General features: G+C 43.5%; 14 protein-coding genes. 11 read left to right on the forward strand and 3 right to left on the reverse strand.

From position 1 onward, the window contains the following. Positions 1-136: 136 nt before the first annotated feature. From F1735_RS30850 to F1735_RS30865, 4 genes are all read left to right on the forward strand, one after another. Positions 137-1,288, forward strand: coding sequence for a type IV secretory system conjugative DNA transfer family protein (locus tag F1735_RS30850; RefSeq protein ID WP_167240489.1), 1,152 nt, complete (start codon positions 137-139; stop codon positions 1,286-1,288). Between the two features lie 5 nt (positions 1,289-1,293). Beyond that, a complete protein-coding gene (locus tag F1735_RS30855) occupies positions 1,294-2,178 on the forward strand; it encodes a hypothetical protein (RefSeq protein WP_167240491.1) in 885 nt (294 codons plus the stop codon). A gap of 34 nt (positions 2,179-2,212) precedes the next feature. Further along, positions 2,213-2,902, forward strand: coding sequence for a hypothetical protein (locus F1735_RS30860; RefSeq protein ID WP_167240493.1), 690 nt, complete (start codon positions 2,213-2,215; stop codon positions 2,900-2,902). A 166-nt stretch (positions 2,903-3,068) separates the two neighbouring features. Continuing rightward, positions 3,069-3,230 (forward strand): hypothetical protein, encoded by a 162-nt coding sequence (locus tag F1735_RS30865; protein WP_167240495.1) that lies wholly within the window; start codon positions 3,069-3,071, stop codon positions 3,228-3,230. A 406-nt stretch (positions 3,231-3,636) separates the two neighbouring features. Here F1735_RS30865 and F1735_RS30870 read toward each other — a convergent pair whose 3' ends face one another. Together F1735_RS30870 and F1735_RS30875 are read right to left on the reverse strand one after the other, a co-directional pair. Then, positions 3,637-3,819 carry a hypothetical protein gene (locus F1735_RS30870; RefSeq protein ID WP_167240497.1) on the reverse strand — a complete coding sequence of 61 codons (183 nt, stop codon included), beginning with the start codon at positions 3,817-3,819 and terminating at the stop codon, positions 3,637-3,639. Between the two features lie 17 nt (positions 3,820-3,836). After that, positions 3,837-5,114: a replication initiation protein gene (locus tag F1735_RS30875; protein ID WP_167240498.1), complete on the reverse strand. Its 1,278-nt coding sequence runs from the start codon at positions 5,112-5,114 to the stop codon at positions 3,837-3,839. A 692-nt stretch (positions 5,115-5,806) separates the two neighbouring features. On the opposite strand from F1735_RS30875, the gene F1735_RS30880 reads away from it, so the two are divergent. The 3 genes from F1735_RS30880 (at position 5,807) to F1735_RS30890 (ending at position 6,955) form a co-directional block, all read left to right on the forward strand. Then, positions 5,807-6,055 carry a CopG family ribbon-helix-helix protein gene (locus tag F1735_RS30880; protein WP_167240499.1) on the forward strand — a complete coding sequence of 83 codons (249 nt, stop codon included), beginning with the start codon at positions 5,807-5,809 and terminating at the stop codon, positions 6,053-6,055. Further along, a complete protein-coding gene (locus F1735_RS30885) occupies positions 6,045-6,326 on the forward strand; it encodes a type II toxin-antitoxin system RelE/ParE family toxin (protein WP_167240507.1) in 282 nt (93 codons plus the stop codon). Before F1735_RS30880 ends, F1735_RS30885 begins: the two co-directional genes overlap by 11 nt. Positions 6,327-6,400: 74 nt before the next feature. Further along, entirely contained in the window at positions 6,401-6,955 is a 555-nt protein-coding gene (locus F1735_RS30890; RefSeq protein WP_167240500.1) for a YfbU family protein, read from the forward strand. A 42-nt stretch (positions 6,956-6,997) separates the two neighbouring features. On the opposite strand, the gene F1735_RS30895 is transcribed toward F1735_RS30890, so the two are convergent. Then, entirely contained in the window at positions 6,998-7,342 is a 345-nt protein-coding gene (locus F1735_RS30895) for a hypothetical protein (protein ID WP_167240488.1), read from the reverse strand. A 147-nt stretch (positions 7,343-7,489) separates the two neighbouring features. Here F1735_RS30895 and F1735_RS30900 point away from each other — a divergent pair, with 147 nt between their 5' ends. From F1735_RS30900 to F1735_RS30915, 4 genes are all read left to right on the forward strand, one after another. Continuing rightward, entirely contained in the window at positions 7,490-8,125 is a 636-nt protein-coding gene (locus F1735_RS30900) for a ParA family protein (RefSeq protein WP_167240501.1), read from the forward strand. 3 nt (positions 8,126-8,128) lie between these two features. After that, the gene (locus F1735_RS30905) at positions 8,129-8,428 is read left to right on the forward strand and encodes a hypothetical protein (RefSeq protein WP_167240502.1); all 300 of its coding nucleotides are present in this window, start codon (positions 8,129-8,131) and stop codon (positions 8,426-8,428) included. A gap of 113 nt (positions 8,429-8,541) precedes the next feature. Then, on the forward strand, positions 8,542-9,294 hold the full coding sequence (locus tag F1735_RS30910; protein WP_167240503.1) for a hypothetical protein: 753 nt from the start codon (positions 8,542-8,544) through the stop codon (positions 9,292-9,294). Positions 9,295-9,550: 256 nt separating this feature from the next. Continuing rightward, positions 9,551-10,225 carry a helicase HerA domain-containing protein gene (locus F1735_RS30915; RefSeq protein ID WP_167240505.1) on the forward strand — a complete coding sequence of 225 codons (675 nt, stop codon included), beginning with the start codon at positions 9,551-9,553 and terminating at the stop codon, positions 10,223-10,225. The last annotated feature ends 124 nt before the right edge of the window (positions 10,226-10,349 follow it).

Consider the following 10,349-nt stretch of genomic DNA (forward strand, 5'->3'; position numbering starts at 1 on the left):
ATGACCATACCGCTCAACTTTCTCTCGATTCCGCTCCGAATGTTTCAGGTACGGCATCCCCACGCCTTAAAAATGAGATTAGCCATGATTCCGCCGCCGTAACCGATCAGATTTCCTCCGATATCACCAAAAAGCGATGAAAAATCGTGCTCTCCTGATGTCGGCCAGTTCGGAAAAATCGTTTTGCAATTGGCTCTATTTCTATCCATACCTTGCAGGCTTAGACCTTGCAACAATTCCAGTTTTGAACCCGTTGGCCCCCCTCTATAGGGCAGAACAATTAGATAGTGCGGTCGAAAATTTCACCGATATTTTATCGGCAGTCATTGGCGGAGATTGGGACATAAGCAACCGCATGAAAATGCTGTTGAAGCCCTGTTTGTACTCGCTCGCTATGTCGCCAGATTCGACGCTATACGACCTTATCGACTTCATGGCCGAGTCACCTATAGGCGCCGACAAGAAAACGCAACCTACCCCCCTTGTAGACCGTGCAAAAGCCCAACTTACCGACAATCCCGCCTTGCTCGATATCCTCGATACGTTTTTCGAGCGAACCTATGACACTACAAAAAGTTCTATCCGTGACCGATTACGTACCTTGTTGGCATCTAAAGCCCTTGACCGTTGCCTGGGCGGTTCCTCAACAATCGACCTCGTAAAAGCCTTAGATTCTGGGAAATTTATTGTGTTCAATCTATCGGCTGGGATGCTGGGCGGGGATACGAGTAACGCTTTCGGTCGGTTCCTGATTGCATCTATACAAAATATGGCTATGCGGAGACAGGCACAGCAAAAAGACGAGCGAAGACCCGTTTTTATGTTTCTCGATGAGGCCGACCGTTTTATGTCTGACAGTATCCCAAAAATCTACAAAGAGACTCGCAAATATGGTTTGCATCTCGCTATTGCACAGCAGATCACCGGCTATGGAATGGGTGAAGAAATGAGGAGGGCGGTTTTTGGAAATTCTAAGGTGCGGATTGCAGGCGCAAACGGGGGAGACGAAGAAACCGCCCGTGACCTCTCAAATATGACAGGCATTGACAAAAAAGATATTAAGGCACTCCCGCAAGGTGAGTTTTACGCAAAACGAAACAACAAAGAGCAAGCAAGTCTTTTTCGTGTTCCAACCTTTCTAATGAACGGGAAAAATTCGATGAGTGCGGAAGAGTGGGAGACGGTGAAGGCGTACCAGGTCGAGCACTACTACCGTCCAGTCAAGGAAAAGCCACGAAGTACGCAACAGCAGGAATCAACCAACGATGAAAAAATATTTTTTAACTAGCAACCATGAAGCGTTTTAGAACGAACTATACACAAAATCACCTCTTTGCACTGTTGGCAGTCTGGCGACTTATCAATGCGACTTCTGACGCTATTGCAAAAAGCCAAAACATGCCAGAGCGTCGGAATTATTGGAAAAGGTATCTAAACGACCTCGCTGGAGATGATTTATTGGTTTCAAAATTCGTTCACTCCACGTCAAAATCTGGGAAGGGTGGCCAGAAGCTCGGAGAGTTTTACGCCCTGAGCAAAAAGGGAGCCGAAACCATCGCTGAAACGTTGAATGTTGATCCTGAGACTGTATTTTTCCCGCATGGTGGCGTGCAGGCAAAAAGCCCGTTCCAGTTCCCGCACAGAGCCATGTTGATACAGCTTTTGGCTATGTTCTTAGGGCATGAAAAAAGCCATGAAGGACACTTTGAGGTACTGGATTTACTGCCTGAGTTTCGATATGTCGGAGCAAACCGACTCGGAACCGGCCACAAGATTACACGGGTTGAGATAGAAGGAAATTTTAAAGAAAAATCAATAATTCCTGATGGAATTATTCGGTTTCGAGCTGGGGATATCACACGGGTTGCGACTATCGAGTTTCACCGAGCAACGAGTACAGCAGAGATTATTAAACAACTCCACAAACACACCGAAGCCATACAACAAAGGCGATTTTCTGGCATGTTCAACCAACAGCCGGCGAATCATGTTTTGAGCGTATATGACGATGTGCCAAAGATGCAAAATGTACTTGCAGGGATCAGGGCAGGGGAGATACCAGACTTTGAAAAATATTCGGCAGGCTTTCACTTTGCGAGCCTTGATGATGTTTTTACGCATGGTATCAATGACGCTTTTTATAGTATCAACGGGAAAAAATCAGAAATTTTTATATAGGGGGGATTTTATGGAATACTCAATAAGAGAAGATTTGACACTTGAAGAAATTGAACCAATTATTAAAAATATAAATAGATGGACTTCTAAAAAAATCATCTTCCTTTATTGCTTTGCTGGAATGTCGACAATTATGGTGATAATTAATCTATTCTTATATTTCCAAGAGTGGTATTACCATTTTTTTTCTGACTTTCCAGACATGCATAATCCACATTTTATGAAAGATGTTTTAGGGATCTCTCTTGGCCTTGGTTTTATTTTGGCGTTTCCCATATTTCCATATATCTTGTATAAAGCAAAGAAAGAAAAGAAAGAATTATTAAACAAAATTGAAGAACGTAAAATTGAATTACAGGAATTTGAACAAATAGCTCAAGAGCTAATACGCAAGGAAGCAGGAGAAGAACAAGACCGACTACGAAAAATCGAAACGATAGAGCAAGATCAACGGCGCAAAGAGGAAGAGCAGGCAGAATTTGAATTACAGCTTGCCAGGGAAGTACAACGAAAGAGGGTACTAGCCGAAGTCGATCATGAAATCACGCTCAAGGCAATAGAAACACAAATGAAAATACTTGGAGAGCACAAGGAAAAAGGACTTGCGATAGACAAGGAGATTTTCGAGATGCGGAAAACCATTCTTGATCTAGAGGGACAAGAAAACAAGGCAATGATTGACGCACTAAAGAGCGAATTAAACGAACTCGAATCAGTCAAATAAATTTGACTTTTGTTTGTATTGTGACATTATATTGTCACCTTAATTCAATTATATGAATGCTCAAAATCTCGTTCTCGATGAAGGTTGAAACGTAGTTTGAAATTATTCAGAGACGCCGAAAACCGCACCAGCAAAGGCACCTACGGCAACGCATTTTTTCCAAAAGATGGCGGTCAAATTATTCGACAAGCCCAGCTCGTTACGCAGTGAAAAACGAGAGGCAGAGCTAGACCGTGCAATAGCTACTGCCATAGAAAAAGGCGATAAGGAGCAAGGGGATATAGCATTTGAAGCACTGGCGGGCTACATTTTAGCCTTGCTTGAATGAGGCGATGAGGCATGATCCAAGGCCGTCATAGATAAATTCAATGCGATTTATCAGGATTAAATTATTTGACTTTCCAGGTTAAAAAAATAAAATGGGCTTAGGTTTTCGCCTAAGCCCACAGCCTGAAACTCGTTGTTTTCGTTTCTTTCCCCCCATAAGGGGAACGTGGTTAGATACCACAATGGTTTGTCAACCATAGCGCCGAAACCGCTCACGCAATCATTGAAAAGATGATTAACGAGATACAGGAAGCGAGCACCAAACTGATAGCCGTATAGGTAGCCGTAGAACGTACCATACTCATAAGAGTTAGAAAATAAAACGCCTTCGTTAGAGGCGTTTTATTTTACCATAAATTCAGGAAAATTTCATGATTTTTCACTGGCAATAGACCGTCGTGACAAGTTCAAAAACGCGATTTAAAATTGTAAAATTCTAGCTGTATCAATCTTTCTTCTACTTCCTTGGTCGGTAGTAGCATTGAATCTCTTTCGGGACTTTCTTTCATTATTCGATTTAATGTCTCAATGATTTTTTCACTTGGCAAAGACATTGGATTTTTTTGCTTGTCGGCTTCGTCTTTTGTCATGGCAATGACTCCAATTTTTAGACTGGTAATTGCAAATTTGCTTGGTATGTTTCATAGAATAGCGCGAACGTGACTAGAAGTTTTTTGTCTAATTCGGGTGTCTTATTCCGTTCTTTTTCTCTATTCCACATTCCCAATGTTATTGGTACTGCCTGTTTTTCAAAAATACGGCGGATTGCTTCTTGCTCATTTTCTGGCAAAGCGTGAAATTCAGATAAGAGCATTTGTGTTTTCTGTTTTGATTCTTCACGTTTCCGCTCTTCGTCTTCCTCTTTCAATTTTTCGGCTTGCTCCTGAGTTTTCCGCTTATCTACTTTTTTCTGTTCTTCCTGTTCCCACCCGCTCGCTATGTCTTCAGCAATAGCACGGGCCAGGTATCCACTCAATGAATCGCGTATCTTGTTGGATTTTTGCATTGCTCGCGTATAGGCAATATTGCGGGCTATCTGTTTTGCGCCGTATTTCTTACGCCATTTATAAGCGGTGTTTTCTTCTATTCCCATAGAAATAAGTTCTCGCACATCCTCCGGGTGTTCTTTTTTTTGCTCGACTTCCTCAAATTTTGGCAATGGATCATCAAAATCTAATTGTGTTTGCCTTGCCCGTTCGCAGTTGAAAACAACATGAGAAACCTTGCGCCCTGTCTTTGGGTAATCCACTTTAATAATCGTAATATCTGGATTTGCGTTTATCTCTTTTACTGCTGTTTCTATGACATTTCGGCGAACATCGGCGAATAATGGGTATTCGTTTTTTTCTATCCCAAGCATTTCTCGTAATTCGTCATATTCAAAACTCCTCTTGAAATTTCCTTTTGCATCTGCTTTAAATTCGTTGGCCTTCAGAATCTCAAAAAGCCTGATTGAATATCCACTTTTGAAGTTTATTATTTTGTCTAATGAGTAATCTTTGTAATAGCCTTTAAGCTGTAATAAATAAGGTTTTAGCTTCTTATCAAAACAAAGTTCAACATACCCGCTTCCTTCTATATGTTCGGCAGAAGAAAGCCAATTGGTATGAAGCCAGCTTTTCCCCGTCCTTATGGTTATTGGTCTATGTGCTAAAGATTCAGCGGCTTTATCAATTAGATCGTATGCACTCCCGCCAGTTAGTCCAAAAAATTTTGCAAAATCAGATACTGCGATTTTGTACGTTCTAAAGTCTTCATCAGTCGGTTTTATTTGAGCTATGAGCATTCGGATCAATCGCCCCTCCCCAACTGACGGAATCTTGTAACTCGCTTCAATAAGTGAATTAGCCTGTCGGACAGTTAGCGATTTTTCGTCAATGTTCATTGATATTGCTTCTCACATAGGCGCAAGGTTAGAGGTGTTGCATCATCATATTGAAAAAATATGAGTCGTCAATTTTTTTCTCATGGTAAGTGAATTTTACACGCCACATGAGGCGTTAGCAACATACCTCATAGTTCGCTCCGTTTTCCTCATAGTTCGCTCCGTTTTCCTCATAGTTCGCTCCGTTTTCCTCATAGTTCGCTCCGTTTTCCTCATAGTTAGGTGTAAAAAAGCCTTTAAAATCAAGGCTCTTGATGGTGCCTAAAGTATTAAAGATTTAAAAGAAACAACACAGGTGCAACTCTCGGAAAGGTGGAAATCGGGCTTCGCCCTTGTGTGTTTTTTTCGCTTCGCTCTTGAAAACCCAAACCGAACCCAGCGACCAGGGCAATGGGCAAGTTTGTAGGTGGAAACCATAGAGGGTGAACAACTGGGCAACGGACGATGCCGAACATGTACAGAGTTGCGCAGGAAACAGACCGCCAAGGCGCTCAAACGGTGTTTCCTGTAGCCAGGTAGCCAACAACTCGAAAAGCGTCGCCACGAGGCTAAAAAGCGGTCTTTGAGTCCTGTTCGCTTGCTGATGCGCTCTACAGGTTGAAAAATCCGACTTGACAGGGGTTCTGTGATACATACAATGCAGGTGTATTACAAAATTTATGAAAACCATACACGCACCATCTGAGGCAACCATGAGCGCCACCATCACTGAAAAACCGCTAAACGTCAGGCTCCCCGTCGATCTTGCCGCCCAACTGGCCGCACTCACAAAGGCCACTGGCCGCACAAAAAGCGCCCTTACTGTGGCCGCGATTCGTGAGTATGTAGAAGCCGAAGCTTGGCAGATTCAAGACACCCTAGAAGGCATTGCGGAAGCAGACAGGGGCGAGTTTGCAACAGACGAGGAAGTAGCCGCTTTCTTTGCAAAACATGGCGGTTAAGTGGACAAAAAAAGCGTTGGCAAACCTCGCGGCCATCGTTGACTATATCGGGCAAGATAACCCGGATCGGGGCGACTCCTTCGCCCTGGAAATTCAAGCGAAAGTACAGAACCTGGCGGGCTTCCCTGGTATGGGACGGCCAGGCCGTGTGATGGGCACCCGTGAACTGGTCGTACATGAAAATTACGTCATACCGTACCGCATGACTGGCGGTGTGGTCGTGATTTTGAGTGTTCGGCACGCTGCCAAGCGTTGGCCGGGGCGCTTCTAGTAAATAAAACGAATAAACGTTTTTATGTTTTAATTTGTTTTTGAGTCGTTCCCTTGAACCTTATTAGGATAAATATGAATCTTTCGGCATCAGAAAAACTTATTCTCACAATGCTTTGTGATATTACCGAAAAACTTGGCATAGATGAGAACACGGATGGAATTGATCCAAAATTCATTAAAGCGGCTCTTTATAACGATAACCTTTGGGGCATAAAATGGCGATATCAAGGTTTTTCCGATGGTGAGCCAAACCCGCCAAAAGTGAGCGACGTTACCAATTATTTAGATATGTGGAGCTTCATTGAGGAAGCCCATGAAAAATTGGATGAAAACGGGCGGGCTGAGCTGGTATCAAGTGCCGCTCCTTTTGGCAATAACCCACAATTTCCAGGTTTTGACGGAAATAATGAGTGTGATTACTCAAGCATTGCCTCATTTATGGTTGACCATCTCGACCGTTTCACCCGATTTAAAGGGCGCATCAATAATTCCCATATGCCAACGATAGATGGGTATGACCGCATGTACAAAGTGTTTGAGCCAATCAGAAAGACGCTAGATATGCGTAGTCTGTCGACCAGTGAGCTAGCCGCTATCCTAAATGCAAGGCGTCATCCAGAAGCATAGGTGAAATATAGACAGTAAAAACGTTTTTACATTTAAACGTTTTTACTGTCTTGATGCAAGCCAGTCCTCGCCCTCGTCCATTGCATCACTGTAAGCGGCCTTGTCGGACTCCTGGTCGTCCTCGATGCCTTCCACTGGCGGGAACACCCCGCCCCCTACCTCTTCGCCGTCTTCGAGCAACCGAAGACGCCACCCGCCCCCCAGTTCGCCGGCGCGCGGGTTGACCTCATAGCTGTATTTCGCCTGGTAGCGCTTGAACTCCTGCCAGGCGTCGGCCGGAACGGCACTACCGGCCCGGTTGAGCCATTCAGCGCGCCCCGTCTCCGTGAGCGAGTTAAACCACTCTATCCCGTCTTGTTCGTCCTGTGTTGTCGTGCGCTCGCTCATCCTTGTTCCCCGATCGGTAAATTTTGCGTCAGTCAGGCAATGTAAAATCACATTATACCATTAAAACGTAAAAACGTTTAATTAAATTAAACGTTAAATCGTTAAAATTTAACTTGCGTTTTTACGTTTTTTCTGTAGACTTTTCGTATGCCTTCCATTATCACACTTGCCCACCAAAAAGGCGGGGTTGGCAAGTCAACAATCGCCCTCAACCTGTACGGGTACTTTTCCCAGTCAGGCCTACGAACTGCCCTTGTGGACATTGACCCGCAGGGGTCTATATCGTCGTTTGTGGACTTCGCGGGGGCGGATCGCTTCGACCTGGTGCGACGCAAGGACTTTGCGACCTATGCGGACTTGCTCGCCCAGGTGCAGGGGTTCGAGGTCGTAATAATCGATACGCCCCCGTATCTCTCAAAAGAGCTTGAAGAGATTATAAAAATAACTGACTTGGTTATTATTCCGTGTAAAGCCTCGCTATTCGACGCTTTCGCTATTCGTCAGACAATCGATTTTATCGAGACACAGCGTACCGATAAAAACGACTTTCTTTCTGCCATTGTCATGACAATGGCTATATCTGGCGCCTCACTGCAAGCCCAAATTCGTGACCACTTAGAGCAACACAAAATACCAATTCTAAAAACAGAGATAGGGAATCGGGTTGCTTATGCAAAATCGCTTCTCTTGTCTGGAAATGTCATGCAAGACGATAGCGGGAAAGCGAAAGAAGAAATGCAAAACCTCGCTGATGAAATTCTAACTTTACTTTCTAATAAATAAACTATGACTACCAAAAAAACAGCATCGTTGAGCGGTGATGAAATACGGGAAAAACTGGCACGAGTCAGTAAAAATAAAACGTCTCCAATTATTCAAGAGGTGGCGAAAGTTGAGCCTACTAAAAAAGTCGGCAGGAAAAAACATCGTCTCGAAGGTGTCGAATATGCCCGTATTAGTGCCGGTATTCCTGTTCACCTAAAAACAGAAATGAACATTGCAATCCTAACGACTCACAAGGAATTTCCAACAATAGATACATTTATTGCCGAGGCGGTGCGGGTGTTTCTTTCCATGAAAAAGTAAAAGCATTAAAACAAAAACACATTTAAACGATAAAACGCTTAAACAAAAACACATTTAAGCGTTTTATCGTTTAAATGTGTTTTTGTTTTAACTTCTCTGACAAGGACATTTTTATGAACGCCATGGAACTTATATCAAAATTTAATCCCTCGCACAATCTGGAAATGCAAAAGCTATATACCACGATTCAGGCAAAGGTTGGCGTATCAAAAATAGACAATGAAGCCGCCCTACATCGTGAACATGTAAAGGCAGGCTATGAAATTGACCGTCAAAAAGTAAGGGAAGATGGGGCAATGGATCGTGAGCGATTCAAAGGGAATCGAGAAGATGAGCGATTAGAAAAGACTATTTCCGCTCAGTTTGAAATGGAAGAAATGCGGGGAAAGGGGGCGTTAGACGTTGAACGCTTGCGAGGTGAAAATAATGTATCCGTTACAAATTTGCACCATTCCAATAATCTGGCTTTGTCTAGGGAAGAGCAAAAAAATGTAATTACCAGAATGGAATTAGAACTTAGGAATCAGATTCAAAAATCCGGTTTCGATTCTGGTGTCCTGGCAGTTCACAAGCTCATTGATGAAGATAACAAGCGACGAGCATCATTGACTACGCAAATGGAATTGCGGTCGTCACTTCGTGCAAAGATTCAAGAAAAGATCGTCGATGCCGTGATCGATGTTCGAGTATCCAGAATGAAGCACGATCTAGAAGTTAAAAGAATGGAAAAGCAAAGCGAGCTTGGACAAGCTGACACGTATTTCAATATGGTTACGGGATACGTTCTTGCATTGTTGAATAAGGGGAAGGAACAGGAGGCGAAGGACGAGATAGATAGGCTGGTGCGACAATGGGAAGCTGTTTGATACGTTTTAATGGTTTTTTGTTTTAACGTTTTAATGTGTTTGCGTTTTTATGCGTGTTGATGGGGACACAATAGGTATTTGTATTGTGGAGTTCAATTCAAAATTTGACTTTAAGTCATTGATTTATATAGTATTTGCCTGATTCGTCGGTAAACTGCTTAAAATACTACTAAACACGTCATCAAAGCACAAAAATACTATGTAAATTGCTCAGAAGTACATTGATAAATGCACATTTTTAGGTAGCAATTGGGCTATGTCTGAATTTAAAATTGACCTCGGGATGACTAGAACGGTAGACCGGCCGGACGAATTGTCCGTTGCGATTGCCAAATTCAAACAGTCCAAAAAATCACCGTGTCCAGGTGCACGGGAACCGCTCACGTTCGCAGAATTCACCCGTTTGATGTCCAGTGGTAGCCTGACACGGCCACCCGCTCAAAATGACCCCTTTATTTATCGGGGAGATTCAGAGCTATCAAAAACAGATGAAGATATACGCCGGGCGACTACCATAAACCCGGAAGAGTTCAGGCGATTACGTCGAGCCTTTCTGTATGCCAAAGCCCGCGATTTAGCTATTCACAAAATCGACTATGAAAAAGAAATCCTGACACATCCACGAAATCATCATCAAGGTGGAACGCCTACTCATTCGGATTATGTGGCGTACCTTGCCACGTTTCATAAAAACGATTTGGAAGCGTTTTTTCAGCCGTGGGCTTTGCCAGTGTCTAGCCACGACCTCAAAGCCCATGCATATATTGGTGCAGGGTCAGGGCATGGAAAGAGCGAACTTATCAAGGTTATGCTTTACGGGCTATTAAAGCAGAGACAAGGCGTTATTTTATTTGATCCTCATGGAGACATTGCGGAAGAGGTCGTAAGGTGGAAAGAGTTCTCCGAGCACCCAGAACGCCTTATCTATTGAGCCTCTTGCAAAACTAGCGGAACGGATGAAAATTGCTTGGCAGCGCAAGCGAAAAGGTGGGAGTGGGCGCCCATTTCTGGCATGATTTAGTTCTAACGCTTAATCAAAACGCCCACACCATGAA

The organism is Massilia genomosp. 1 (genome assembly GCF_011682185.1).
In the GTDB taxonomy this organism is placed as follows: domain Bacteria; phylum Pseudomonadota; class Gammaproteobacteria; order Burkholderiales; family Burkholderiaceae_D; genus Telluria_A; species Telluria_A rubra.

Coding starts and splice junctions, on each gene's coding strand:
- F1735_RS30900 (WP_167240501.1), top strand. CDS start 7,490: ATGCCTTCCATTATCACACTTGCCCACCAAAAAGGCGGGGTTGGCAAG.
- F1735_RS30895 (WP_167240488.1), bottom strand. CDS start 7,342: ATGAGCGAGCGCACGACAACACAGGACGAACAAGACGGGATAGAGTGG.
- F1735_RS30910 (WP_167240503.1), top strand. CDS start 8,542: ATGAACGCCATGGAACTTATATCAAAATTTAATCCCTCGCACAATCTG.
- F1735_RS30885 (WP_167240507.1), top strand. CDS start 6,045: ATGGCGGTTAAGTGGACAAAAAAAGCGTTGGCAAACCTCGCGGCCATC.
- F1735_RS30870 (WP_167240497.1), bottom strand. CDS start 3,819: ATGACAAAAGACGAAGCCGACAAGCAAAAAAATCCAATGTCTTTGCCA.
- F1735_RS30915 (WP_167240505.1), top strand. CDS start 9,551: ATGTCTGAATTTAAAATTGACCTCGGGATGACTAGAACGGTAGACCGG.
- F1735_RS30875 (WP_167240498.1), bottom strand. CDS start 5,114: ATGAACATTGACGAAAAATCGCTAACTGTCCGACAGGCTAATTCACTT.
- F1735_RS30855 (WP_167240491.1), top strand. CDS start 1,294: ATGAAGCGTTTTAGAACGAACTATACACAAAATCACCTCTTTGCACTG.
- F1735_RS30880 (WP_167240499.1), top strand. CDS start 5,807: ATGAGCGCCACCATCACTGAAAAACCGCTAAACGTCAGGCTCCCCGTC.
- F1735_RS30890 (WP_167240500.1), top strand. CDS start 6,401: ATGAATCTTTCGGCATCAGAAAAACTTATTCTCACAATGCTTTGTGAT.
- F1735_RS30905 (WP_167240502.1), top strand. CDS start 8,129: ATGACTACCAAAAAAACAGCATCGTTGAGCGGTGATGAAATACGGGAA.
- F1735_RS30865 (WP_167240495.1), top strand. CDS start 3,069: ATGGCGGTCAAATTATTCGACAAGCCCAGCTCGTTACGCAGTGAAAAA.
- F1735_RS30850 (WP_167240489.1), top strand. CDS start 137: ATGAAAAATCGTGCTCTCCTGATGTCGGCCAGTTCGGAAAAATCGTTT.